15 protein-coding genes are annotated in these 26,854 nt (G+C 56.7%); 13 read left to right on the top strand and 2 right to left on the bottom strand.

Going from position 1 to position 26,854, the window contains the following annotated elements:
* Positions 1-7 precede the first annotated feature (7 nt).
* A complete protein-coding gene (locus ACIREA_RS00545; protein WP_397379467.1) occupies positions 8-3,973 on the bottom strand; it encodes a plastocyanin/azurin family copper-binding protein in 3,966 nt (1,321 codons plus the stop codon).
* Positions 3,974-4,153: 180 nt separating this feature from the next.
* Here ACIREA_RS00545 and ACIREA_RS00550 point away from each other — a divergent pair, with 180 nt between their 5' ends.
* From ACIREA_RS00550 to ACIREA_RS00590, 9 genes are all read left to right on the top strand, one after another.
* Positions 4,154-4,897 carry a helix-turn-helix domain-containing protein gene (locus ACIREA_RS00550; protein WP_397379470.1) on the top strand — a complete coding sequence of 248 codons (744 nt, stop codon included), beginning with the start codon at positions 4,154-4,156 and terminating at the stop codon, positions 4,895-4,897.
* Between the two features lie 225 nt (positions 4,898-5,122).
* A complete protein-coding gene (locus ACIREA_RS00555) occupies positions 5,123-5,524 on the top strand; it encodes a hypothetical protein (RefSeq protein WP_294401689.1) in 402 nt (133 codons plus the stop codon).
* A 470-nt stretch (positions 5,525-5,994) separates the two neighbouring features.
* Positions 5,995-11,844, top strand: coding sequence for a DUF3320 domain-containing protein (locus ACIREA_RS00560; RefSeq protein ID WP_397379473.1), 5,850 nt, complete (start codon positions 5,995-5,997; stop codon positions 11,842-11,844).
* Positions 11,845-12,005: 161 nt separating this feature from the next.
* Entirely contained in the window at positions 12,006-14,450 is a 2,445-nt protein-coding gene (locus tag ACIREA_RS00565; RefSeq protein ID WP_397379474.1) for an N-6 DNA methylase, read from the top strand.
* A complete protein-coding gene (locus tag ACIREA_RS00570) occupies positions 14,447-15,667 on the top strand; it encodes a restriction endonuclease subunit S (protein WP_397379476.1) in 1,221 nt (406 codons plus the stop codon). The genes ACIREA_RS00565 and ACIREA_RS00570 overlap by 4 nt, the downstream gene beginning before the upstream one ends.
* Positions 15,668-15,669: 2 nt before the next feature.
* Positions 15,670-16,215, top strand: a complete 546-nt coding sequence (locus tag ACIREA_RS00575; protein WP_397379479.1) for a hypothetical protein — start codon at positions 15,670-15,672, stop codon at positions 16,213-16,215.
* Between the two features lie 112 nt (positions 16,216-16,327).
* On the top strand, positions 16,328-18,553 hold the full coding sequence (locus tag ACIREA_RS00580) for a DUF262 domain-containing protein (RefSeq protein ID WP_397379482.1): 2,226 nt from the start codon (positions 16,328-16,330) through the stop codon (positions 18,551-18,553).
* Between the two features lie 30 nt (positions 18,554-18,583).
* On the top strand, positions 18,584-21,685 hold the full coding sequence (locus ACIREA_RS00585; protein ID WP_397379484.1) for a type I restriction endonuclease subunit R: 3,102 nt from the start codon (positions 18,584-18,586) through the stop codon (positions 21,683-21,685).
* Positions 21,685-22,401 (top strand): M48 family metallopeptidase, encoded by a 717-nt coding sequence (locus ACIREA_RS00590; protein WP_397379486.1) that lies wholly within the window; start codon positions 21,685-21,687, stop codon positions 22,399-22,401. The genes ACIREA_RS00585 and ACIREA_RS00590 overlap by 1 nt, the downstream gene beginning before the upstream one ends.
* A gap of 53 nt (positions 22,402-22,454) precedes the next feature.
* Here the strand turns inward: ACIREA_RS00590 and ACIREA_RS00595 are convergent, their stop codons facing one another.
* The gene (locus tag ACIREA_RS00595) at positions 22,455-22,679 is read right to left on the bottom strand and encodes a helix-turn-helix transcriptional regulator (RefSeq protein WP_397379488.1); all 225 of its coding nucleotides are present in this window, start codon (positions 22,677-22,679) and stop codon (positions 22,455-22,457) included.
* A 224-nt stretch (positions 22,680-22,903) separates the two neighbouring features.
* Here ACIREA_RS00595 and ACIREA_RS00600 point away from each other — a divergent pair, with 224 nt between their 5' ends.
* The 4 genes from ACIREA_RS00600 to ACIREA_RS00615 all read left to right on the top strand — a co-directional run.
* Positions 22,904-23,695 (top strand): hypothetical protein, encoded by a 792-nt coding sequence (locus ACIREA_RS00600; RefSeq protein WP_397379491.1) that lies wholly within the window; start codon positions 22,904-22,906, stop codon positions 23,693-23,695.
* 64 nt (positions 23,696-23,759) lie between these two features.
* Complete coding sequence (locus tag ACIREA_RS00605; RefSeq protein WP_397379493.1) at positions 23,760-24,161, top strand: hypothetical protein; 402 nt, start codon at positions 23,760-23,762, stop codon at positions 24,159-24,161.
* A gap of 986 nt (positions 24,162-25,147) precedes the next feature.
* Positions 25,148-26,155 carry a Kelch repeat-containing protein gene (locus ACIREA_RS00610; protein WP_397379495.1) on the top strand — a complete coding sequence of 336 codons (1,008 nt, stop codon included), beginning with the start codon at positions 25,148-25,150 and terminating at the stop codon, positions 26,153-26,155.
* 6 nt (positions 26,156-26,161) lie between these two features.
* The coding region (locus ACIREA_RS00615) for a PQQ-binding-like beta-propeller repeat protein (protein WP_397379497.1) at positions 26,162-26,854 on the top strand (693 nt) is incomplete at its 3' end.

Raw genomic sequence — 26,854 nt, forward strand, 5'->3', positions numbered from 1 at the left:
GTGGTATTTACTCAACGATGAGCACGCCGCGCATCACCATCCAGTGGCCGGGGAAGGTGCAGAGGTAGGGGTAGCGGCCTGGCTGCGCGGGGGCGGCAAAATGAATGGTTGTCTTCTTCTGTGGGTCGAGGATGCGCGTGTGGCAGAGGATGTTCGGGCTCTCGGGGACATAATGGCGTGCCAATGCATCGGGCGCGGCGACGATCTGGTTGGCGAGCGCACCGACGCGGTCAGTAGCATCAGTTTTGATGAGCACCCAGTTATGCGGCATGGCGTCTGGATTCTCGAAGATGAGGGAGAGTCGCTCGCCTGTTTTGGCGTGGAGTTCCTTTTGTGCGAACTGCATGCCGTTCGTGGTTTGGATGTGCAGCTCCCGTCCGGCTTCGCCCTTTTCCCATGGCACCGGCCGCACGGCGGCAACTTCAGGCATGACATGCACGGCGTGGTTGGTCTTGGCGATTTTCGTGTAGCCCGTGAAGGCGGTGAAAGGCTCGGCCAATGTGTGTGCCGTGAGGAAGACATCGTGTGCCCGGTCCTTTGTCACGCTGACGCGCAGATGAATCTGATTGGCAGGAATGAGCTGCGGAATCTCGATGAACAGCGTCTTCCCGCCATCAAGCAGCTGTGCGCTACGAATCTCCAGGGGATCATGCCCGACGGTGTTGGAATGGAGCACGGAGAACTCCGGCGAGCCATACGAGGCGCTGTAGCGATAGTTCCAGCACTGCGCGAAATGGGTCGCCGCTGTGCCCGCGATACTGGCATCGAGCGGCTCATTGAAGCGCAGCAAGACGCCGTTGTCCCGAGCTTCAAATCCCACTGGCACGGGCGTGCTGCCGCCGGTGAAACGCACGCGCTGGAAGCAGCCATCCTGCGGCGTGAAACTAACCCAGCCTTGCATGCCTGAGACATAGAAGTGCCCGTCCCGCGCGTTGAATCTTCCGCCCTGCACGCCGGAGTCGAAGTTGCCGCTGATCTTCACGGCGGCGGCCTGCCATTGGTTGTTCACCTGCTGTCGCATCATCAGCCAGGCACTGCCGCTGCCGGTGGAGAGATGGATGAGGTTGCCATCGCCCTTCAAGGATGACCAAGACTCGCCGGTGACAAAGCATTGGCCGCCGGAGGAGTTGTCCTCACCACGCGGCAGATAGAGCAGAGGTGGCTCCGGTGGTTGCCCGTTTTTTGGGCCATCAGCGCCGAAGTGGGCACCCTGGTTTTTTCCAAGCTCAATCTGACCAATCGCCGAGGCGGGTATCCAGTTGCCCTCCTGCTGGCTGGCGGTGACGAATCGCTCGTCGGGCGAAATGCCGATGCCGTTGGGATTGCGAAAACCGGTGCCGAGCACTTCGAGCTTGTCTGGCAGCGTGACGCGGCAGATGCCCTGATTTGCCGAAGCAAAATAGAAACGTCCCTCTCGATCACAATCCAGACCGGTGATGTAGGAATGACCGCCGGTATCGGTCACCATCGCATGGGACGCGCACTCGTAGAAATCGGCTTCATCATCGCTATTCAGGTCATGCAGGCAGGTGATCTGATCGCGTCCGAGCACATAGATTTCATCCTTCACGATCTTCAGGCCGAGCGGCTGATGCAGACCGGTGGCAAAGCGTTTCCAGCGCACCTTGCCGAGCCCTTCATCAATGCCACGGACCAGCCAGACCTCCCCGGTCATCGTGCAGATGGCCGCGCTGCCATCGCTGAAGAAGTCGTGGCCACTGATGAAGAAAAGCGTTCCGTAGGGATTCTGGAACGGGACGGTGATGGTGTCCGTGGCGAAGGGTGTTTGCGTGCCGAGCACGCCCTTCGTCTCGATCCACTGCGGCCACTGCGCCGGGCCACCTTTGGTGAGTTCAGTGAGTTCTTTGCCGTCCTCGCGCGCGGTCGTCAGATGCTCAACGCCGCTGCGGGAGTAGGAGAAGACGACCTCTTTCCCATGTCGATAGAAGCCGTGATAGACGAGTGTGTTTTCCGCCTTCCCCGGCAAAGGCTTCCCCACCACTTTCCCCACCAGCGCTCCGCCAGAGCCGAAGCCGTGGCGTGCATCGCTCAGCTTGATGAAGCCGCCTTCCCACTTGACGGGGAACGTGCAGGTCAGCGGATCAAAGCACGCGGCGCGGTCATCGAAGCGGACGCACACGCCCTTGGGAATCGTTAGGCCGCCGCCCTTGAAAATGGTGCTGAACACGGTGCCGTGATCTGCTGCGGCCCAGCGCCCGTCCTTCCAGGTGTCTTTGTCGTTTTGATTCCCAAAGTGCCCATGCTTCCCGCCGTCAAGGTCCGGGAAGGCTGGCAGCAACTCGGGCATCGGCTTCTGCTTCATGAACTGCAACGCCTGCTTGCCATAGTAGTCGAATACGCGCTCGCGATTCACGAAATGCTGCCAGTGGACGTTGTCGGCCTTGTTGAGCGGTGGCAGCTCTGGCGTAAAGGCGGCGGGTTTTGGTGCTTTGACGACGGGCGCGGGAGCCTTGAGATCGTCGAAGTTCCAAAGCCCGATCGTGGTGTCCAACGACAGGCGGGGTGCGTCGCTCTTACCCGGTTTCATGAAGCCACGGGAGAGACGCACATCGTCGATGATGCCGTCGCAGCCGATGTTTCCATCCACGAGGCGGCCAAAGGCCAAGCCACCGGACTTTGGAGATCCCTTGAGGGGCTGCACGGCTTTTTCCAAGACTTGTACGCCATCCACCCACAGCACGACTCGCTGTTCATCGACGCTGGCGAGGAAGTCGTGCCACTTCCCATCGCAGACATCGATCTTCGAGTCGAAATTGCCACCGCGGCCAGGCATGAATAGCGCCAGGGTGCCGCTCCTGGCCATCGTGTAGAGTTCCCAATGCGTCGCCGAGGCCTTCATCTCGGCAGCGACGAGGATGTTGAAGCGCTCCTTGCTCTCCAGCCTGGCACGGCACTCGATGGTGAATGGCGGCGTCGAATACTCCGCTTTGCCATCGAACAGCAGGCCACCCGTGAGCGCTTTTCCAAATGGCTCACTCAATGACGGCGCACCGCCGCCGGGGTTGATCGTTGTCGATGGCGCAATGGCGGTTGCCTTGGCGTTCGCTTTCTCCCAGGTGCGATACTTCGGTTTCTCACCCGGCTTCGCACCATCGAGCTGCGGCACCAGCCACTTCAAGCCATCGAGATTATCCAGCAGTCGTCCTTCGGCATCTTCGCCGGTGTGGTTGAGGATGCCGATGGGACCGCTGTAGCCGCTGGCACGCACGATGCGCAGAATCTTCACGTCCTCGGTGCCGACGCCTAGCGGGAGGATCTTGCGGCCCTTCGCTTCACCGTCGATGTCCATGCCATTCAGGTTGAAGCAAAGCAGGTGCGGCAACATGCGTGGCAGCACAGTGGCAAGGCGGTCAAGATGGCCGTGGCCGTGGTGCAGGTTATAAACGATGCCGATGTTTTGAATCCCTTGCGCCTTGAGTGCTTCGGTGACCGCGATGGCGTTCTCCGGCTCGCCGCCCCAGCCGCCGTGATTGTAGATGCCCACCTTGCAGCCGAGGGGCGCGGCAGCCTCACAGATGGCTTTGAATCGTGCGGCCTGCTGCTCGACGCGCGTCTTTTGATCCGCCTCATCCTTCACTGCGATGGTGCCGCCACCGCCGCTGATCCAAAGCTGCGGATGCACCCCGTGGCGTTTGAAAAGTTCGAGGGTGTTCTTTGCCTCTTCATTCAGCGCGCCTGGAAACCACCAGCCAAGCAGCTCGATGTGGTGCTTCTTCAGTGCGTTCAGTTCGTCATCCCACTGAGGAATATGTTCCGCGCGATAGTCATAGACGAACTTCTTCACGCCCATCTTTTCGAGCATCACCGCGCGTTCCTCGGGGTTCCGTTTGCCCGCATCAAAAGGAACGATGCACCACGCGGCGAGGTTGGATTTGTCGAACAGATCCCCGGCAGCGAGTCCGGCGACGGGCAGGCTGGACAGGAAGAGGGCGACAAAGAGGATGTGCTTCATTATGTTAGTAGATGGAGGCATAGGTTACCCCCTCATGCTGCCACAACAGCCTCGGCAACGATTGAACTCCGGCGACAGCTTTGTGGACGAACGCGCCAAAGCGTCTGTATCTTGAATGTGAACGCACCTCGTCCCTGTATCCTCCACGCGGACCAAAACCGTCTCCATGCACCCCTGCACATGAAACCCAAGCAAACCTCCGTCAGTGCGTTCTTCGACCAACTCGGCCCAGAGTCCGGCTTGCGTCTTTTCGATGCATTCGCAGACACACGCTTCTTCATCAAGGACAAGCAGGGCATCTACATGCACGCCAGCCGCGTCATGCACCTAGCACACGGAATCGCCGATCCCAGTGGCATCGTCGGTCGCACCGACCACGACTTCATTCCTGCCTACCTCGCCGACCACTACACTCGTGACGACCATGCGGTTCTCGCCGGAAAGGAAATCTGGGGCCGCGTCGAAATGGTTCTGCGTCATCCCAACTGCCCCGACTGGTATGTCACCTCGAAAACCCCGCTGCGCGCCAAAGGTGGCCGCATCATCGGCCTCGCCGGAGTCTCCCGCGATCTGCAACAAGCCGCCAAGATTGCCACACCTTTCGTCCAACTCACCCCCGTGCTCGACCACATCCGCGACCACTTCGCCTCACCCGTGGAAGTGGAGTCGCTGGCCCAACTTGCCGGCATGTCAGCCCGCAGCTTTCAGCGCCACTTCAAGAAAGCCTTTCAACTCACCCCCACCGCCTACGTCCGGCAATTTCGCATCGGCAAAGCCTGCCAGATGCTCATCGAAACCGACGAGACCATCACCAGCATCGCCATCGAAACCGGCTTCAGTGATCACAGCCACCTAGTTCGCGAGTTCACCCGAACCATCAACACCACCCCCGGCGCGTATCGAAAGAAATACCGAGGGACGTGAGTGAACAAAGTGGCCAGTGAGGCGGCACCGATTTGCCAAGCGCGGGTTGGGTGCGCCCAACTCATCAAGCATTCGCATGTTGGCTTCGTGGTCCTGTAGCTCAGCCATGGTCGGAAAGATGAAGCCTCCTTTGATCCTGCCGATGGATTCCCGGCTGATGCCACGATCACGAGCCAGGGCGGACGTTGCTCAAACCCATCGCCACCTTCCTCACCGATCTCCAGCATGAGTAATCCCGCTCAACCCTGGCACGCCTATGCGAAAGCCACCGACTTCAGCATCGAACCCGGTGGGCTGCTCGTGCAGTTTACCGATGGACGCTCTCACCGCCTGCATGTCTTCGAGACCGATCACACCTGGCTCCTGCGTGGTTTGGTGGTCCGGCATGCCACCCGTGAGACCGATGCCACACCGGCCTTGAGTGCCGCGCTTAAAAACCGTCACAGCCGCATGTACGGTTTGCGCGTGGACAAGCAGGGCAAATTGATCGGCGAAACCCACGTCCCCAAGCCCGGCCTCACACCTGTAGAATTCCAACTCCATGCCCGCCACCTAGCTGCCGAGTGTGATCGCCTTGAGTATTTGATTACTGGTCTTGATCGTGAAGCGAGGGGGAGAGAAAAGTAAAAAGAGAGAATGCGCCAGATTGACGGAAGGATACCGGGGCGATTGCCCTCCATCAGGGGCGAATGCTTGGGCGGCGGGGCCTCCGCAAATCATTCATTTGCAGAAGAATAGGGCGTCATCGAAAGGCGCTCTGGCCGCTGGCTCAAGGATCTGGCACGCGAAGGCAAGTTGGGGGCCTTCGATTTACATGCATGCATTCCGGCTTGGGAAAGCCAGTGTGAACAGGCATCGGATTCTAAGTAGGAATTGATCAGCATCCCTTGCCATCAGCAATGTTCTTCGCATGAATAAGAAAATACCCGCATGGTTGAACCCAACCTCTCTCATTCTTCATATGGTTTATTGCAGACCTTCTTCGTGGCGACGACAGGCAGTCAGAATATGACGCGCTCATTAGATACCAATGCAGAGAAGGCTGGCGACTCCCTCTTCACTAAGACTAGCCAATCACATTTTTAGCCTTCGGCCTCATGTCGCTCCAAGTCATTGCCAGTCTCGCCACCAAAATAGGTTTTGCTTCGCATCAAAATGCCGTAGCCCTCCTGCTGGACCTCGTTCTGGAAAACACGAACGAAGCCGCACTACAAAGCCTAACCGTCAGGCTCGGATCCGCTCCGGCGTTCCTGGAGTCAAAAATTTGGAAGATTGATGCCCTGCAATCTGGCGCGTCACTCCGAATGAGTGACCGCAATGTGAATCTCGACGCTGGGTTTCTTGCTGGGCTGACGGAAAGCCTACGAGGAGAAATCATCATCGAGGCAAGCACAGAGGAGAATTCGGTCCCGCTGTTCTCTGGTCGCTACCCTGTAGAACTGCTGGCGAAAAACCATTGGGGCGGCACAGGCTCCATGCCGGAATTGCTCCCCGCTTTTTGCATGCCGAATGATCCTGCGGTGGACAAGGTGCTGAAAGCCGCCAGTGATGTTCTTCGGCGAGCTGGTAAGGAATCAGGGATAGATGGATATAAAAGCAAATCTCGGACACGGACCTGGGAGCTAGCCTCCGCCATCTGGTCGGCTGTCTCGGGACTGGGACTTGGCTACGCTTACCCACCGGCAAGTTTCGAGGTGGAGGGGCAGAAGGTGAGGACACCTGGAGCGATCCTAGAAGGTCGTCTGGCAACATGCCTGGACACCTCCCTGTTGTTTGCATCGGCATTGGAGCAGGCGGGTCTGAACCCTCTCATTGTACTTACTAAAGGTCATGCCTTCACTGGTGTGTGGCTGCAGCCGCAGGAGTTTTCCCAGCTCACGACGGACGAAGCCGCAGCTGTACGTAAACGTGTGGAACTTCAGGAAATGCTCGTGTTTGAGACCACTCTTGTGACTCAGTCCCCGGTGCCATCATTCAGCTCTGCGGTGGAAGCGGCCAAGAAGAAGCTGAGCGATGACGAATTCTGCATGGCGATCGACATTCGTCGGGCACGAATGCGCAAGATCAAGCCGCTGGGAATTTCCACCCCTGTCACCCCAGTGGAACCCGGCGTGCCAGCGCCACCTGTCTCAGAATCACTGGAGGAAGCGCCACGGCTGCCAGCCTTTGACGTAGAGATAAGCCAAGAACCAACGACAGCAGATGACCGCGTCTCCCAATGGCAGCGTAAGCTTCTGGACTTAACCGCACGCAACCGCCTGCTGCATCTGCCGGAGCGCAGCAAGCATGTGCCGCTTGTCTGCCCGGATCCGGGCGCTCTGGAAGATTTGCTCGCCGCTGGCAAGACTATCCGAATTTCCGCCCTGCCTGACCTAGAGAAAGGCGGCAGAGATGCCAAACTTTACGAGCAGCAAAACCAGGAGGAACTGCACCTGCAGTATGCGCGAGAGGCGCTTCTTTCCAGTGAGGTGTTGTCACCTTTGCCACAGAAAAAGCTGGAGGCAGAAATGATCGACCTCTTCCGCAAGTCCCGGACTGACATGGATGAAGGCGGGGCCAACACGCTCTTTCTCGCCTTGGGATTTCTGAACTGGAAAAAAACAGCTGATGATACGCGAACTTACCGCGCTCCGCTAATTCTGCAGCCTGTAAAGCTGGTGCGAAAAAGCGCCCTCTCCGGGGTCACGATGACATCACATGAAGACGAACCACGCTTCAATCTTACGCTGCTCGAACTCCTGAGTCAGGATTTTGACCTGAAGATACCAGGACTCGACGGCGAACTGCCACAGGACGACAGTGGCATCGACGTGACCGGTATCTGGAACCGTGTGCGTGTCGTGGTGAAGGATATACCTGGATTCGAAGTCACGACAGAGACGGCGCTTGGGACTTTCTCGTTTGCCAAGTATTTGATGTGGAAAGACCTCACGGACCGAAAGGACCAGCTTATGGCCAACTCGGTGGTCAGGCATCTGATCGAACGCGGGGAAGAGAAGTTTGGTGAAGAATCTCAATATCCCAACGCGGCGGAGTTGGATGACATCATCACGCCTTCTGAATTGTTCACGCCATTGCCGGCGGACTCGTCTCAGATCGCGGCAGTCGTGGCATCAGCCAGGGGATGCAATTTTGTCCTTGATGGCCCTCCCGGAACTGGGAAGTCACAGACCATTGCAAACATGATCGTGCATAATCTCTCGATTGGCAGACGTGTGCTCTTCGTGGCAGAAAAAATGGCTGCATTGGAAGTCGTGCATCGTCGTTTGGCAGAGAAAGGGATCGCCGAATTCTGTCTGGAGGTCCACTCGAACAAGACCGCCAAAATGGAAATCCTGCAGCAGCTTGACCGTGCGTGGAGCGCTCGTGGTGAACTGAGCGAATCCGATTGGAGCCGGGAAACTGACCGTCTGAGAACTCTTCGAGACCGTTTGAATGGGGTATGCGAACGGCTGCATCTGCGCCACGCCAATGGCATGACAATTCATCAGGCTGTCGGCAGGGCAGCCCGGGATCATAGCGCAGCAACTCCACGACTGAGCTGGGCAACCGGCAATCAGCACAGCAGCGAAGCATTTGAGGCAATGCGTGAAACTGCCCGCCGTCTCGATCTCAATTTCGACGCATACGCAGACGCACCGAAGGACTTCTCAATTATTGAACAAGGCGAATGGTCCAATAGATGGCAGGAAGAGGTTTTGGGATCGTCTAAAGTTCTTCCCGACACGATTAATGCGCTAATTTCAGCCAGAGATCAGATCAAGAGAGTCTGCCAGTTTGACATCGCCTCAGATACTGACAGCGCGATGGAACGTCTTGTGCAGTTTGTCAGGACGGTTCTAGCGACCCACAAAAAGGACATGAGCTTCGCGTTCGCGCCGGATCTCACTGAAAAACTCGGAGCTGCCCGCCGGCTGCTGGCCCTCCTCGAAAGGTATGGAGAGGATGAAAAGAAACTTTCTGTGCGCTATAAATCAGAAGCCGCACGGCACATAGATGTCGATCAACTCGATGTCGCATGGTCAGAGGCCAACAATAGATTCTGGCCCTTTTCCATCTGGGCGAAAAACGGCGTGTCTGAGAAATTGGCTTCACAGGGCGGTGCGAGTTCCCCTCCAAACGTTGAGCTCGACCGGCCTCTCCTACGCCGACTGAAGGAGATGCTATGCGAGATGGATACCCTCAAGGCGGTCCTCGGAAATTTCCCGGGCTGCGCTGGAATCGACAGCAACTCTGATGTGATCAAAGATGTCATCGGCATCGCAGAGGCCATGCAGAACCAGCAGCCGCGCTTGATTAGCAGCCCTGACGAACTGATCTCCTTCAAGGGAGCGGTCCGACGTCTGGTGGTGGATGCCAATGAACTGCTCGGACCGGAGGGAGCGATTGCCCTTGCGGCAGGCTTGCTTGAAGGAGCTCTTCGTGAATATCGGCAAACCTATGGACGTTTTGCCGACCTGTGCGCGATTACACAGCGGGATGTGCTTCCGCTGGAGAAGATCAAAGCGGCGGCGGAGACCTTAACCGCAAGCGAGAATCGTCTGCGTTCCTGGTGCACATGGCGGCGTGTCCGCCAATCAGCCATTCAGCAAAATCTTGCGCCTTTGGTCGTTGGCATAGAGGAGGAGCGGCTGACAAAGGGGGATGTCGAGCCGGCATTCTTAACAGCCTATTCCAAGTGGTTTGCCGCAGAGATGATCGACCGCGAGCCTTCCCTCAGGGATTTCGTTTCCGTCGAACACATGGATTGCATTGAGGAGTTTCGGCGGGTGGATGACCAAGTAGCTAAACTGACCGCAGAATACACCCGAACAGTTCTGTGCGGACGGCTGCCTTCAAAAACTGAGGTGGGCCGAAAGGATGGCTATGGCATTCTCAAGCATGAGCTGCAGAAGAAGCGCAGTCACAAACCACTGCGCAGGCTGGCAAGCGAGATGGGGGAGGCTTTCAGCCATCTCGCGCCATGCATGCTGATGAGCCCGCTCTCAATCGCTCAATATCTTCCTGCAGATCAGCAACTCTTCGATCTGGTGATTTTCGATGAAGCCTCGCAAATCACCCCCTGGGATGCAGTTGGTTCCATTGCACGTGGCAGTCAGGTCGTCATCGCTGGGGATCCTCGTCAAATGCCCCCCACAAACTTCTTCCAGCGAGGCTCGGGCGACAATGAATTCGATGGCGATGTTGAAGAGGATCTTGAGAGCATCCTGGATGAGTGCCTGGCCGTTGGGATTCCTCGGCATAGTTTGAGCTGGCATTACCGCAGCCGCCATGAAAGCCTGATTGCTTTTTCGAATCACACTTACTATGGTAATCAGCTGATTACGTTCCCAGCTGCGGTGACGCGTGACAGCGCCGTCATCTGGCGGCGGGTGCAGGGCACGTATGCGAAGGGCAAAGGGCAGACCAATCAAGTGGAGGCTGAGGCCATGGTCGCTGAGACCGTGAAGCGCCTGACCGACCCGAGTTTTGTGAGGTCCGGACAGTCTCTGGCTCTGATCACTCTCAACTCCAAGCAGCAGGAACTCGTCGAAGATCTGCTGGATGCCGCCCGGAGGAAGCATCCTGAAATTGAACCGTACTTCAGTGATTCGCTTTCTGAACCCGTGGTCGTAAAAAATCTTGAAACAGTTCAAGGTGACGAACGCGACGTGATTCTTCTGGGTATCTGCTATGGTCCCACCGAACTGGGAGCTGGTTCAATGTCGATGAATTTCGGCCCTCTCAATCGGGACGGTGGCGAACGTCGACTCAACGTTGCGCTCACTCGGTCAAAGCAGGAGATGGTGGTGTTCACCTCATTTGATCACTCACTGATTGATCTCAACCGGACCAGCGCACGTGCCATTCGAGATTTAAAGAACTTTCTGGATTTCGCCGACCGAGGGCCGCGTGCTTTGGCTGAAGCTGTCCAAGGCTCAGTAGGCGGATATGATTCTCCCTTTGAAGAAGCCGTGGCCGACAGGCTCCGCGACAAAGGCTGGGAAGTTGTTCCGCAGGTGGGAGTCTCCCGATTCCGCATTGATCTCGGTATCGTTGATCCAGACCGACCGGGGGATTTCCTCGTTGGTGTCGAATGCGATGGCGCGACATATCATCGAAGCGCCACAGCTCGTGACCGTGACAAGGTCAGAGCTGCCGTCCTGGAGGGTTTGGGGTGGAATCTGCTGCGTGTGTGGTCAACCGACTGGTTTGTGGATCAAGCCCGCGAAACTGAACGGCTGCACTCACAATTGGACTTAATTCTGGATGAAAAACGACAAAGGCTGAAATCTGCCACGCACAGCAGCCTGGCTTTGACAGAGCCTGCTGAAGTCTTGGTTCACTCTGCGATGCCTCAAATTTCCGGCTTTGCGACAGAGGTCGTCGCCGAACCAGCATTGGAGGCAGATGCATCCTCCGAACCCCCGATCCTTCAAAATGCAGTTGTGTATCAGATCGCCGACTTCTCTGGTTTTCTGGACCGCATCAACCCTGATAATTTTCATGATGCTAGCTACGATGCGGTTCTTGTGGAACTGATCAGGCAGACGCTCATATCGGAAGCCCCCATTGCAGATGGTCTACTGGTGCAACGCATCGCGCGTGCTCATGATTTCAAGAGGGCTGGCCGTCTCATTCGTGAACGAGTTCTGGCCATCGTGGACGCTCATTTTCACCTGCGTGAGGATCCAGTCGAAGGCCTTTTTGTCTGGAAGCATGAGGCAGATCCCAATGGAACGATACCCTTTCGATTTCCAGCCGAGGGAATGGATGCTCGGGGAATTGAAGAGATACCATGTGAAGAAATACGGGCTGCTGCTGCGCACGGTGGCATGGACTGGTCGGCTGTCCAAATAGCGCGGATTTTCGGCACTAAACGTTTAACGACATCCGGCAAGGAGCGCATTGATCGCGCCCTGGGATTGCCCGCAGATGTGAGTTCTGACACTCCACAGCTGCTGTGAACGTGCAAAACCTGAATGCTTAAACCATCATGGCTTCTGTTTCACCGCCAGTCATGAAGCCAGCTTTGCAATGATCAGTCTGGCATGGCTGCAAGTCCTTGCCATCGGATTCATCCCTCGCTTTGATTCATCACATCACACTTTCGAAAGACTTTCCCTGAATGCCTGTCAAGAAATCCGACCTCTATTCCTCCCTTTGGGCCTCCTGCGATCAGCTTCGCGGTGGCATGGATGCCAGCCAGTACAAGGACTACGTCCTGTTCATGCTGTTCATCAAATACATCTCCGACAAATATGGCGACAGTGATGACTTTGCCCCGCCCGTCGTTATTCCCAAGGGAGCGGGCTTCAAGGACATGATCGCCCTGAAGGGCAAGTCGGACATCGGGGACAGAATCAACACCCAGATCATCCAGCCGCTCATCAATGCGAATTCCCGTCTCGCGCGCAGTGACTTCCCGGACTTCAATGACCCGAACAAACTCGGCGAGGGCAAGGACATGGTGGAGCGTCTCACCAATCTCATCGCCATCTTCCAGAAGCCCGAGCTCGATTTCTCCAAGAACCGTGCCGACAACGACGACATCCTTGGCGACGCCTACGAGTATCTCATGCGGCACTTCGCCAGCGAAAGCGGCAAGAGCAAAGGCCAGTTTTACACCCCGTCTGAGGTCAGCCGCATCATGGCCAAGGTCATTGGCATCGGCCCGCACAATACCAAGGCCAGCACCACCGCATATGACCCTACCTGCGGCTCTGGTTCCTTGCTGCTGAAGGTCGCCGCCGAGGCTGGGAAACACATCTCGCTTGAGGGGCAGGAAAAGGACGTGACCACCGCCGGTCTCGCCCGCATGAACATGATCCTGCATGACTTTCCCACGGCGAATATCCTCAGCGGCAACACCCTCTCAGACCCCAAGTTCAAGGACGGCGAGCAGCTACGCGCTTACGACTACGTCGTCGCCAATCCGCCCTTCTCAGACAAAGCCTGGTCCACCGGCATCACCCTTGGGAAGGACACCTTCCAGCGCTTCACCTGGGGCGAGCCGCCGGCGAAGCAGGGAGATTACGCCTACCTCCTGCACATCCTCCGTTCGCTAAAAAGCAAAGGCAAAGGGGCCTGCATTCTGCCCCATGGCGTGCTCTTTCGTGGCAATGCTGAGGCCGTCATCCGCCAGCAGCTTGTGCGGTCCGGCTTCCTGAAAGGCATCATCGGCCTTCCGGCAAATCTCTTTTACGGCACCGGCATCCCCGCCTGCATCCTCGTCATCGACAAAGAGAACGCCCAGGCTCGGAAAGGCATCTTCATGATCGACGCCAGCAAGGGCTTCATGAAGGACGGCCCCAAGAACCGCCTCCGCGAGCAAGATCTCCACAAGATCGTGGACACCTTCACCCGATCGGATGAGAGCGACCCGCGCTACGCTCGCATGGTCCCCGTGGCGGAAATCGCCGACCCCAAAAACGACTACAACCTCAATCTCCCGCGCTACATCGACAGCACCGAGCCAGAGGACTTGCAGGACATCGACGGCCACCTGCGTGGTGGCATTCCTGAGCGCGACATCGACGCCTTCGGCGCTTTCTGGAAGATCATGCCGGGCCTGCGCGCCACTTTATTTGAGAAGTTCAATCGCCCCGGCTACTCCGCGCTAAAGCTTCCCATTGCCGAGGTGAAGCCAGCCATCTTCAGCCATCCCGAGTTCACCGCCTTCACCACGAAGGCGAAGAAGCTGTTTACGAAATGGCAGGCGGCCTCTGTCCCGCTGCTCAAAGGCTTCACTCAAGGCGGCCATCCCAAGCCGCTCATTGGCACCATCTCCGAGGACCTGCTCGCCACCTTCAAGACCGCGCCGCTTCTCGACGCCTACGATGTCTATCAGCATCTCATGGATTATTGGGCCGAGACCATGCAGGACGACTGCTACCTCATCGCCGCAGACGGCTGGGAGGCCAAGACTTACCGCCTACTGGAGACGGACAAGAAAGGCAAGACCAAGGACAAAGGCTGGGCCTGTGACCTTGTGCCCAAAGGCCTCATCGTCGCCCGCTACTTCGCCAAACAACAAGCCGCCATCGAGGCCCAGCAGGCCGCGCTGGAGGCCACCACGGCCAGTCTCGCTGAACTTGAGGAGGAGCACGGCGGGGAAGGGGGGCTCTTGTTTGAGGCGCTGGACGAAAAAGGCTCATTGACCAAGGGCAGCGTGAAGAGCCGACTCTCTGCTGCTCAAGAAGGTGGAATTGACGTTGCGGAAGCTGGAGAGATCCCGCTGCTCAATAAATGGCTGAAGCTCAGCGCTGAGGAAACCGACCTCAAGCGCGCCCTCCGGGAAGCCGAGACCGCACTCGATCTCCTGGCCTACAAGAAGTATCCACAGCTCAGCCCTGCGGAGATCCAGACCCTCGTGGTCGACGACAAATGGCTGACCACCCTCGCCGCCGCCGTGCAGGGCGAGCTAGATCGCGTCTCGCAAACTCTCACCGGCCGCATCCGCCAGCTCGCCGAACGCTACGCCACACCGCTGCCGCAGCTCACCGACGAAGTCGCGACGCTCGCTGCCCGTGTGGACGCACACCTCAAAAAGATGGGAGCGGTATGGAAATGAAGCCCGGCTACAAACAGAGTGAGGTCGGCGTCATCCCTGAGGAGTGGGAGTGCGCAAAGCTCTCGGAGTTTTTTTCCTTCATCTCATACGGATTCACCAATCCGATGCCTTCGGTTCACGATGGCGTCTTCATGATTACGGCAGCGGACATTAACAATGGCCGCCTGCAACTTGATACCGCCCGGAAGACATCCGAAACAGCTTATCGCACCCTTCTCACCGCGAAGAGCAAGCCGCTAAAGAATGACATCTTACTGACAAAAGACGGCACGCTCGGAAGACTCGCCCTTGTAGGGAACGAAACAGTTTGCATCAATCAGTCCGTGGCAGTTATTCGTCCCAATGGACGAGTAGAGCCACAGTTTTTGAAGCTGTTATTGGAAAGTCCACGCTACCAAAAGCGAATGGTGGAGGATGCTGGTGGCTCAACGATCAAGCACATCTACATCACTATCGTTGACAAGATGCCGCTCGGGCTTCCGCTCGATATATCCGAACAGCGCGCTATCGTTGCTGCGTTGAGCGATGTGGACGGGCTGCTGGGCGGGCTGGACCGGCTCATCGTCAAGAAGCGCGACCTCAAACATGCCGCCATGCAGCAACTCCTCACCGGTCAAACCCGCCTCCCCGGATTCCACGGCGAGTGGGAGGTGAAACGGTTGGGGGATGCTTTCACGATCACCGCAGGCAAATCAAAGAGTGCGTATATTGTCGAGGGTGGGGACTTCTGGATCTGTGACATGGGTTCAGTATCCATCGAAGGGCGTCTGATTGTATCCAAGCGGACGAACTATCGCGGCGATTTCCTCAAGCGGGGTGATTTGATCATGCCCAAAGACGACATTGGCGGAGGCAATATCATCGGCAAGGTTGGTTACGTTGACGCCAACGAATCCTACATCCTCGGCGATCACGTTTATTGCTTGCGGGCCTTAGAAGGTGATCCGCGCTTCCTTGCCTATGTCATCAATTCGCACCGAGTGAACTCGGAGCTGCGGAAAAAGGTTATCGGTTCTGCTCAGCTTGGCCTTGGGCGAAAGAGCGTAAATGAACAGGAAATGGTATTCCCCAGCGTCTCTGAACAAACCGCCATCGCCGAGGTGCTGACGGAGATGGACGCGGAGCTGGCGGCGCTGGAACAGCGGCGGGAGAAGACTCGCGCCGTCAAGCAGGCCATGATGCAGGAACTTCTCACCGGGAGGACCAGACTTATTTAGCCATGTCATACGAGATCGAACACCACAATCACAGGCTGGCCGCGTGGGCAGCCTCCACCTCGGCGTCCGCCAGCCCAGTCTGTCGCTTCAAGGTAGAGCACGGTGTGAGCATCCTTGAAAGCTGTGGATTTACTCCGGTGAACTTTGCGGACAAGGAAAGTCTTCCCGCACCAGCAGCCCTTGATGACACTCACTCGAATTGGAGAGCCTCGATCTTAAGGGCCGCTCACGAAAAGCAGTTGAACTTTACGCACGGCATAGCTGCGAAGCTCATTAACTGCTACCTCAAGGTGAGATTTGTTTGTGCGGGTTTTCACCTCGACAAAAAGGTTCAGGCGTTACACCCGCCGATCGATGCACTCCTTCTCGATTCGTTAGCCCGAAACAACTACGCAGGGCGTGGGCCTGCGTGGCGCGACTTTCATCAGAAACGATGGTCGAAGTTTGATTCCGACACCTATGCAGCTGTGATTGACCTCATTCGAGAGACTCTCCCGCAGGGAGAACCACTGTGGAAAATTGAGGAGCATTGGGAGGGACACCAATGATGATCTTCAGTTCGACGGCGTTGGAGCAGCGGCGGGAGAAGATCCGCGCCCTCAAGCAGGTCATGATGCAGGAACTCCTCAACGAAAGGACACGGCTAGTATGACAGCACCAATGAATCGCGTCTGGAAGGTTGCCTCTCGCTGGAGTGAGACAGGCACGGCTGAAAGCTCAATTCTCGACATCTTCCGGCGTCACAATGTGGTCTTTGTGGGTAGGTTTCAGGATCGATTCCAACAGATCGGGTTAGGCGATCTCATCGTCATTTCGGACGCTAAGCGCGTGGTAGCGATGGGGCTGGCGACGACTCTGCCGCAGCCGGTGACCGAACTCGGGATCGAGTTCACAGAGGACGACTTGCGAAAATTCGATTGCGAGGATCACGTCCTCTGTTGCCGCCTTTCGTTCAGCGACCTCGGCGAGGAGGAGCAGCCGAGCTACCGGGTGAGCACATTCCACGGGGTAAACGAGCGCGCAGACGAGTTTCGGCGCATTTTCACTGAGCACCGACAGAGATTTGAGGAGAGGCAGCAATTCGAGATCAAGGCGCGGAGCTGCACGTTGGCGCGCAACGTGGCCAGCCCGGCGGATACCCTGTGGCAGAATGGGCTGGTCTTTCGCGTGCCGGTGTACCAACGCGCGTATTCATGGAAAGAGGGCGAGGTACGCCGCCTGCTCGGGGATCTACTGGCAAACTTCCTCGGGCTGAATGGCCGCCCAGTTGAGGAGCCGATGTTCATCGGGACGATGCAACTCACGGAAAAACGAATTCTCGACGTCAAGAGCGGACGGCATATGCAGGAGGTGATTGACGGCCAGCAGCGACTGAGCACGCTCATTCTGCTGCTGAACATTCTGAAAGCTCGCTGCCCGGAGCTCCCGGTCTGGGTTGAGCTGGACCTCGCGAATCGGATCGAGACGGCAGTGAGCAGCGGCGCGCAACAGCGCTATCTGCAGGAGGCGCTCGAAGCCGACCTGCGCGATCTCCCCGTCGAGACTCAAAATCCCTACCTGTATGTGGTGCCGCTCATGCAGCAATTGCTCGATGAGGCTGGCGGGGACAGTGGCGAAGAGTTTTCACCCGGCTCGCCGTTGGAAGTGGAGCGTTTCGCGGCGTATTTGCTGGGGCGCGTTTATTTTGTGGTCATCGAGACGCGGGCGACGCTGTCGAAGACGCTGCAAATCTTCGACGCGATCAACACCTCCGGGATGGATCTGAACGGCGGAGATGTCTTCAAGGTGCGGTATTACGAATACCTGCGCGCAACTCGAAATGTGGAGGAATCGGAGTTCGAACGGATCAGCGGGCTTTACCAAGTGATCGACGAGCGGAACCGCGAAGCGGGCCGGACGGTTTGTGGGATTGAAGAGATTCTCTCACTGGCGCGGCATATTCTCGTGGCGAGGCACGATCTGCCGAAGACCTTGCACGACTACGGAGCGGCAGTGTTTTTCGACCGCTTCTTCGACACCGTGCTGTGCGTGAACGAGTGGCCCAACTTCAGCCTCGCTACCTGCCGAAAGGCGGACGTGCGCCTGGAGGAGTTCGCCCGGTTGATCGCGGTGCGATTTGACTGGCTGAAAGATGTTCCGGCGCTCAGCGCCGAAGCGCGCTCGATGCTCGACTTTATCTGGTGGTCGCGTTACTCGAAATACCATTATCTGATTGTCCTCTTTCGAGATCGGTTCGGCGCTGACCTAGCTCTAACCGGGCGTTTTATCGTCCAGCTCGCGAAGCTGCTGGTGATGTTCAGCATTGTGTATTGGCGGGCGGTCAACGAATTGCACGCGGTCATGCACCGGGTGGTCGGGATGATGTTTGGTGCCTCAGCCACCAGCACGGCTGAGGATGTGATCGACACGCTGAGAAAGGTGGCGGCGGATAATCGATGGAAAATCGAGAACGCATTCGAGGTTGATGCGATCGCGGGCAACGTGAGGGCAAAAGGCTTGACGTGCCGTCTCGCGGCGTTCCTTCACGAACTGGAGGAGGGGCTTCTCGACGCGGAGGAACTGCGCCGCCTGATTTTCGACACTGAGATCGACATTGAGCACATCGAGTCAGTGAACCACAAGAATGAAACCGAACGCGCCAGAATTCATGAGCTCTGGCAGGGCGAATTGCACCGAATTGGAAACCTCATCGTGTTGGAGAGTTCGCTGAATCGTTCGATCAGCAATGAAGACTACAAAACTGTGAAGGTGCCAGCTTATCGGTCACGGAGTGCCTTCCGAGTGGTGAAGACCCACGCGGCGGAGTTTCCTGATTGGAACTTGGACATTTGCAAGCAGCGCAAGGACATTCTCAAGCGCGCGCTCGTCGATTACCTTTGTTCGTGAGATACATTCTGACCACTCATAGCTCTAACCATGCCTGAAATACCCCGCTCCGAACGCACGACGCAGAACCGGGTCATCGCTCTGTTCACGGACAAGAAGCGTCCTGATTGCCTGGGCTACCGCTATCTTGGGGAATGGCACAAGCGGGAGAACAACCGCTGTATCGAAGTGGAGCTGCTGCGAGAGAATCTAAAGCTGCGCGGCTACTCCGATGCCCATATTTCCGCCGCGTTGCAAAAACTGCTCGTGGCGGCGGATGTCACGGGAGTGACGCTTTACCAGGCCAGCCTGCGCACCTACCAGCTCCTGCGCTATCCGGTGCAGGTGCAGATTTCCGCCGGCAAGCCCAACGAGAACGTCCATCTCATCGACTGGGAGCACCCAGAGAGGAATGACTTTGCCCTGGCAGAGGAAGTGACGCTGAAGGGAGGCTATGAGCGCAGGCCGGACATTGTTCTTTACGTGAATGGAATCGCCCTGGCAGTGATCGAACTGAAGCGTGGTTCGGTGGAACTTGCCGATGGGGTGCGTCAGCTCATCACCAACCAGGAGGAGATTTTTAACAAGGGCTTCTTCACCACCGCGCAGCTCCTTTTTGCGGGCAATGATTCCCAGGGCCTGCGCTACGGGACAGCCACGACCAAAGCGGAGTTCTTCGTGGAATGGAAACCGAGTGACACCAGCCCGCCGACCACCGGGGCACTGCTGGACCGCCCGCTGGCGGAGATGTGCGAGAAGAGCCGGTTGCTGGATCTGATCCGCAACTTCATCATTTTCGACGGCGGCATCAAGAAGGTGCCGCGCCCGCATCAGTTCGCCGGCGTGAAGGCCTCGCAGGTGCGGATAGCCAAGCAGGAAGGAGGCGTCATCTGGCACACGCAGGGCAGCGGCAAGAGCATCCTCATGGTGCTGCTGGCCAAATGGCTGCTGGAGCACGACCCAGAGGCTCGAATCCTGATCGTGACTGACCGTGACGAACTGGACAAACAGATCGAAGGGGTGATGCGGAATGCGGGAGTGATCGGGGGGGAATCGCCCTCGCCACGAATCACCTCGCGAAAAGACTTTGTGGAAAAGCTCACAGCAACGACGCCCCGGCTGCTGTGCGCCTTGGTTCACAAGTTTGATCCAAGTGACCTCAGGGGACCGCCGCCGCCGGTTCATGGCCGCTTCTATGTCTTTGTGGATGAGTGCCACCGCACGCAGGGCGGGGACATGAACAAGCAGATGAAGCGCTGGCTGGAGAATGCGATCTTTATCGGCTTCACTGGCACGCCTTTGCTGCGCAAAGACAAGCAGATGACGCGGGATGTCTTCGGCACCTACATCCACACCTACAAGTTCCATGAGGCCGTGGCGGACAAGGTGGTGCTGGATTTGAAATACGAAGCCCGCGATGTGCCGCAGCGGCTGACTTCGCCGAAAGCCATCGAGGATTACTTTGCGCAAAAGACCAAGAATCTGAACAACTTCCAGAAGGCCGTGCTGCGTAAACGCTGGGCGACAATGGAGGAGCTGATGAGCTCCAGCGAACGGAAGCAGAAGATCATCTTCAGCATCATCCACGACTTTGACACGAAGCCGCGCCTGAACAGCGACCGGGGCACCGCCATCCTCGTGGCGGCAAGCATTTACGACGCCTGTCACTACTTTCGCCTGTTTCAGAACACGCCCCTCGGGGAGTATTGCGGCATCATCACCTCCTACGATCCACAGCCCGGCGCCATTGTGCTGGAGCCGCCCAAGAGTGATGAGCGCTACAAGTTTGACACCTACACCAAGCACGTCTTAAAAAGTGGCCAGACCGTAAAGGCCTACGAGGACATGGTGAAGGAACGCTTCATCAAGGAACCTGCCAACCTGAAGCTCCTGATCGTGGTGAGCAAGCTGCTGACCGGCTTTGACGCCCCAAGCTGCACCTACATCTATCTCGACAATGAGCTGCGGGACCACAATCTCTTCCAGGCCATCTGCCGCACCAACCGCCTGGATGGTGTGGACAAAGACTACGGCCACATCGTGGACTTCAAGGAGCTGTTTGGTGACGTGCAGCAGGCCATCGCGGTTTATAGCAGCGACGAACTCGACATCGACGAAGGCGGCGGTGGGGGCAACAATGTCGAACTCAAGAACTGGCTGGTCGAAGGGAAGAAGGTGCTCGATACCGCACGGGAGGCCCTTAGTTTTCTCTGTGCTCCGGTGCTGCCACCGCGTGAGCTGGAGCAGTTCATTCATTACTTCTGTGGCGATGCCAGCAATCCCAATGCCCTGACCGAGACGGAGGCCCTGCGGATCTCCTTTTACAAAGCCGTGGCCTCCTTTGTTCGCGCCTACGCCGATCTTTCGAATGACCTCGCTGAGGCTGGATATTCAGAAGCGGAGATCACCGCGCTGGCAAAGGAAGGCGAATTCTATAGCGACATCCGTTCCTCCATCAAGAAGCACTCCGGGGAGGAGCTGGACATCAAGCCCTACGAGGCGGACATGCGCCATCTCATCAACACCTACATTCATGCGGACGCTGCCGATCCGCTGGGGACGGTGGAGAATTACTCGCTGGTGGAGCTGATCATTCATACCGGGATTCACGATGCTATCGCGAAGAAGCTGAATGCAAAGAAGCTTTCACGAAACTCCATTGCCGAAGGCATCATCAACAACGTCCGCAAGACGATCATTCGAGATCAACTCACCGATCCGCGCTTCTATGCGCAGATGTCGAAGCTGCTGGACGATCTCATCAAGCAGAAGCGTCAGGAGACGAAGGACTATGAGAAGTTCCTCGAAAATGCAGAGGCGCTGGTAAAGCAGATGGCCAAAAAGGGGCCAACGGACGGCATTCCAGCCGAGCTTCATGGACATCCCGAGGCCACGGCCATCTTCAACAATCTCACGGATATAATGGCTGGTGACTCCACCATACTGCAAGACGAAGGTCCCAATGAAATCGAAGCTCGCGTCAATATGGCTTTGAAGATTGACTCAGAAATGCGCGAGAAAGCTCCTGCGAGCTGGAAGGGCGATGAAACGAAGGAGCGGATCGTGCAGAATTTCCTGCACAAGCTGCTTCAAAAAGACGGGCGTGCAACGCTTGCCCTTTTTGAACTCGTGAAGAACCTGCCCGGCTACTGATGCGAGAAACCATCCAACTCGGAGAGATCGCGATTTTGGTGACTCGCAAGGCCATCAAGAATGTACACCTGTCGGTTCATCCACCGGATGGCCGCGTGACAATGACTGCTCCCATTTCCACCAGATTGGATGTCGCCCGCGCGTATGCCATTTCACGCCTTGGCTGGATCCGTCAGCAGCAAGACAAGCTGCGGGGCCAGGCCAGAGAGACGCCGCGCAAGTTTGTCGAACGCGAGAGCCACTATGTGTGGGGACGCCGGCATTTGATGACGATCAAATATGCAGATGCAAAACCATGTGTATTGCTCGACCACAAACGCATCACACTGACAGTGCGTCCGGGCAGCGATGCCAAAAAGCGTGCTGAGGTTATCCATGAGTGGCACAAAGGCCTGCTGCATTCGGTGGTGCCAGCCATCATCAAAAAATGGCAGCGCAAGCTGAACGTGCATGTGACGAGTTACTTCCTCCAACGCATGAAAACCAAATGGGGGAGCTGCAATCACCGTGCAGGCCACATCCGCCTGAACACGGAGCTCGTCAAGAAGCCGAAGGATCTTCTGGAATACGTCATCGTCCACGAGATGGCACATCTCTTGGAACCGACTCACAGCGAACGATTTATGGCCATTCTCGACAAGCACTATTCCACTTGGCGAGAAGCGCGTGCCGAATTGAACGAGCTGCCGTTGAGTGCTGAAGCATGGAGGGAGTAGGATTCGATTTTCGACAAAGGCTTTCGGAACACAATCAGCAAGAGGACGAAGCCTCAGTCTAAAAGATTTTTCAGGCTGACTTTTAATCCATCACACATTTTTAAGATGACCCATAGCGTCGGGCGCGCTTCATTTCGCTCAAGGTTTGGGATGGTATTACGCCCGACACCAATTGTTCTCGCCAATTCGGCCGCTGAAATTCCCTGTTTCACTCGTTCTTTTTTGAGGGCCAAAATTATGGAGCGCTCGCGGGGGTCAATCTGAGATGGGGGTTCCATCTGCTCAAACATCCCCCGTTGACACAACATGCACGCCCATTAAAATGGGCGCTTAAGGACGCGATTTGAATCGACCGGCCAAACCATCATCCAGATTAGCCAAGATCAAATGCTGCTTCCCATTCACAAGAATGACTCATTCCCGCTTCACCTGGCTGATTTAAATCGCAGACAAAAAAATTATGAGATCTCATGCTTCCCTCATTTTGATTTGCAGTCTCTGCTTGTACACCTCACACGCGAGCGATGTCGATATGGCGGCTCTCTCGGGGACGTGTCACAATGTGACAGGCAACGCTGATGGCCATTTGAAGATCGTGTTCGCTGAGGAAGGCGACAAGCTTGGTGGATTCGTCTCAGTGAGCGGCTGGCTGAGAGGCGGGGGAAACATTACCGGCACACGCAGTGGAACGAAATTCCGATTTAATACCACAGATCACACAGGGCAGATCATCAAGTGGCAGGGGGACGTTCAGAACGGGAAACTGTCCGGGGAATATTATATCGACGCGCAAGGAGGGATACCGCAACAAAATGGGGAATGGAGCGTAACGCCGGAGGGCAGCATAAAAGCCGGCGCGCCTTGCGATGCGAACGTCACCCTCAGCTTGCTAAAAATGGTTCTTGAAACCAGCTTAAACGATCCTGTCAAACAGGCGGACGGAACATTCATTTCGGGTGCTCAGGACCTGTTTAAATCGATTCATCCTGCTGGAGCAGGGATCAGCGTTTGGGTTGAAAGCCTTGATGTGGACTGGAAGGCCGACACACAAAGCAGGTGCTATGAAGACATTCACAAATTTCGCCTCAATTGTGTTTTATACTGGCAGGGAATTCTTAGGCCCACAGGCACGACAAAATTGCGCTTTGCCTACAATATCAAACTCAACGCCGTCACATCTGCTGAAATTGTCGAAAGCACCGGGAAGACCAACAAGGACGTAAATAAAGCCCTTCTCGGAGTGGGCTCATTCTTGGGAGACGCTGCCATCAAAGGCCTTCTGGGCGGCAAGTGAAGTCGCTCGAAATTAAGCGCGAGGTCAGATCTGACCTCGCCCTCTATCCCAGACCCAACAAGTCATGAACGATCATTCTGCACAATCCCCGGGGGATTACCCTTCCGCTCCACACTCTGCTGGCAATCCGAACAGCGGCTGTGCCGTGCCTGCCGCATGTGGTGCCTTTATTTTCTCCATTTTCGTGTTATCGAATTTCGTCTTTGTAAATCAGGAGCAAAGGCTGGTTGAAACTGGTGGCTTTTTTTCAAGCGCCAAATACGAGGAGGTGCCAGTCACATCGTGGTTCCCGGTCATGTTTTGGACCGCCATATTTTGCGGTGTGGTCTATGGATTGGTTTTGTGGAAACGTAGCAAGCCATTCATTTGGCTGGCCATAGGAGCTGGCCTTCTCCTGAAACAGTGTGCTGACGCACAGAAACGGGCCAACGAAGCCAAAACAGTGCCTAGCTATCAATCCAAGTAGGCAAATCCATGCCTTGCCACCTTGGGGGACAGGTTTCCTAGAAACTCTTTGCTGCGTCCTTGAGAATGCGAATGTGAAGTCGATCGCTTAGATAGGCCCTGAATCAGTCTATAATTTCCACAAAATCGTGCATCGACAGCACGAAAGCGGAATTAGCAGCCGGGTATGGTGCATGATTTTCTAAAAAAAGCGGAATATGTTTTACATTGAAATACAATGAGTTAGATGTCGATTTCGCAGAAATGACACCGGAATTGTAAAGTGGGTGATTCCGGGCGTGCAATCATTTGATGATGAGTCACTTAAGCGGGTGCGCTCGCGAAATGTGTTTTATTCGTCCACGAAATGAACGCGGGCACACTTAGAGATCGTTCCATCTCTAGCTCCCATCAGCTATCCGCACGCTGCCACCGGCGTCCCTGCGGACAAAAGTCCGAAGGCCGCCTTCCACTCAGAAGCGTCGAACGCGATGTCATCGCCGCTAGCGGCCACTGGTGCTTCTAACAATCCGTCTGCGGGATGAGAGACTTTATGCACCTTTTCATCGCCGACCTACTGGCGTAGGCTCTTGTCCAAGAGCACATGTCTTGCATCGACGCTTTCCAGCAGAGTGGGAGCATGGGCCACGTCGGCCTCGGGGCCTGCAGTCCATATCAGTGCCTGGGGTTGGCTGCGCCCATCTACGCGGTATGCAGCTTGGTGTTGAGCCCTCCCTTGGAGCACAACAAGCTTGTGCAGAAGGCCGGAAAACAGAAAACTTGCTGCCTGAGATTCTGGATGCGGCTGCATGCCTGTATTCCATACCACGCTTTCCGGACTTCATGCTAAAACTTGGAGGTGCTTCAATGGGAAAAGGCTCGGGTAAGTGATTGAGCGCTTCATCAGTTCTGACCTCCGCTTGTTTCCTTGCAGCTGATCAAGTACCCGCTTTGATCTTTTGGATCCAACCAATCTCTGGCGGTCAACGTCATCCTCTCTCTCCGCATATGACACGTAGCCTTCTGCTGACCCTGTCCCTGACGTCGTCCTTGCTGCTCCCGGCCGCACCACCGCCGCTGCCGAAGGCGGTGACAAGTTTTGGAGCGGTGGCATGCGAGGGATTTGTCTATGTCTATGGCGGGCACACGGGAAAGGCACATGAGTACTCGACGGCGTCTGTGAGCGGGGCGCTGTGGCGGCTTTCGCTGACGAGGCAGGATGCATGGGAGGTGTTGCCAGGCAATCTGCCGGTGCAGAGCCCAGGGATCGCGGCGTGGCACGATCAAGTGATTCTCGCGGGCGGAATGCAGCCGCAGAATGCACCGGGAGCGGATCAGAAGCTGATGTCGCTGGATCATGCGGCGCTCTTTAGACCAACGACGAAGACCTGGACCAAGCTGCCGTCGCTGCCGGAACCAAGGTCGAGTCATGCGTTGGCAGTGATCGGCGATCAACTGTACCTGGTGGGTGGCTGGCCGTTGAGCGTGGGTGCACCGAAAGCAGAGCCGAAGTCGGACGGACCACCGACGAAGAAGTGGCATGACACGATGGCGGTGTTGGATATGTCAAAACCAGAGAGCGGATGGCAGACACTGCCTCAGCCATGGAAGCGACGAGCGCTGGCAGCGGTGACGTTTGCCGGAAAGATCTGGTGCGTCGGCGGGATGACGGAGGACAACGAACTGTCGTCGGTCGTGGATATCTATGATCCGGCGACGAAGCAGTGGAGCAGTGCACCACCCGTGGGTGAGACAGAACGAGCGAAGGCCTTTGGCTGTGCGGCCTGTGTGGTGGGTGACAGCTTGTATGTGAGTCCCGAAGGCGGGAAGATCTATCACATCGGCGCGGATGCGAAACAGTGGATTGAGTGCGGCAAACTCGCCAAGTCGCGCTACTTTCATCAACTCATAGTGCTGGATGACACACACCTGATGGCACTGGGGGGCACGTCTGGCGGCAAGCCGATGGATGACGTGGAAATCGTGACACTGGACCAACCCAAGAACGCGCCCTGAATCTGCATGAAACGCTCGCTCCAAGCATTCGCCTCCGTCTTGATCCTGATAGTCCTGTTAAGCGGACACGCCCTGGCCGATGAAACAACGAAGGGTGTGGACTGGCCACAGTTTCATGGTCCGGCGCGCAACAACACAACGTCTGAAACAGGCTGGCGCAAAGAGTGGCCGAAAGAGGGCCCGCCAGTGGCGTGGCGGGCGAAGGTGGGCACGGGCATGGCATCGTTTGCCGTGGTGGACGGGCGTGTCTTCACAATGGGCAATGATGGCGAGAATCAGGACACCCTTTTCTGCCTCGATCTGGTGAGCGGAAAGCCACTCTGGCGGCATGACTATCCCTGCAAGAGTGCGGCTCATCAAATGCCCATCGTACCCGGTGGTCCGAGCGCCACGCCCTGTGTTGGCAACGGCAGAGTCTTCACCGTCAGCCGCGAAGGGGATGTGTTCTGCCTGGACGCACTCACGGGCAAGATCGTGTGGCAGAAAAACCTTTTGCGCGATTTCCACGGCCAGCGACCTGTCTATGGTTACGCAGGTAGTCCACTGCTCTGGCAGGGAAAGCTTATTCTCGATGTTGGCGGAAACGTTGGATCGACTGTCTGCCTCAACGCGGCCACTGGCGATACGATCTGGGCTCAAGGTGTGGGCGAAGCGGGCTACTCCACACCGGTGGTGGCTTCGCTGAGCGGTCAGGACAGG

It is taken from the genome of Prosthecobacter sp. (genome assembly GCF_044373815.1).
In the GTDB taxonomy this organism is placed as follows: Bacteria; Verrucomicrobiota; Verrucomicrobiia; order Verrucomicrobiales; family Verrucomicrobiaceae; genus Prosthecobacter.

Coding starts and splice junctions, on each gene's coding strand:
- ACIREA_RS00560 (WP_397379473.1), top strand. CDS start 5,995: ATGTCGCTCCAAGTCATTGCCAGTCTCGCCACCAAAATAGGTTTTGCT.
- ACIREA_RS00585 (WP_397379484.1), top strand. CDS start 18,584: ATGCCTGAAATACCCCGCTCCGAACGCACGACGCAGAACCGGGTCATC.
- ACIREA_RS00545 (WP_397379467.1), bottom strand. CDS start 3,973: ATGAAGCACATCCTCTTTGTCGCCCTCTTCCTGTCCAGCCTGCCCGTC.
- ACIREA_RS00565 (WP_397379474.1), top strand. CDS start 12,006: ATGCCTGTCAAGAAATCCGACCTCTATTCCTCCCTTTGGGCCTCCTGC.
- ACIREA_RS00605 (WP_397379493.1), top strand. CDS start 23,760: ATGAACGATCATTCTGCACAATCCCCGGGGGATTACCCTTCCGCTCCA.
- ACIREA_RS00570 (WP_397379476.1), top strand. CDS start 14,447: ATGAAGCCCGGCTACAAACAGAGTGAGGTCGGCGTCATCCCTGAGGAG.
- ACIREA_RS00555 (WP_294401689.1), top strand. CDS start 5,123: ATGAGTAATCCCGCTCAACCCTGGCACGCCTATGCGAAAGCCACCGAC.
- ACIREA_RS00550 (WP_397379470.1), top strand. CDS start 4,154: ATGAAACCCAAGCAAACCTCCGTCAGTGCGTTCTTCGACCAACTCGGC.
- ACIREA_RS00595 (WP_397379488.1), bottom strand. CDS start 22,679: ATGGAACCCCCATCTCAGATTGACCCCCGCGAGCGCTCCATAATTTTG.
- ACIREA_RS00610 (WP_397379495.1), top strand. CDS start 25,148: ATGACACGTAGCCTTCTGCTGACCCTGTCCCTGACGTCGTCCTTGCTG.
- ACIREA_RS00580 (WP_397379482.1), top strand. CDS start 16,328: ATGAATCGCGTCTGGAAGGTTGCCTCTCGCTGGAGTGAGACAGGCACG.
- ACIREA_RS00590 (WP_397379486.1), top strand. CDS start 21,685: ATGCGAGAAACCATCCAACTCGGAGAGATCGCGATTTTGGTGACTCGC.
- ACIREA_RS00575 (WP_397379479.1), top strand. CDS start 15,670: ATGTCATACGAGATCGAACACCACAATCACAGGCTGGCCGCGTGGGCA.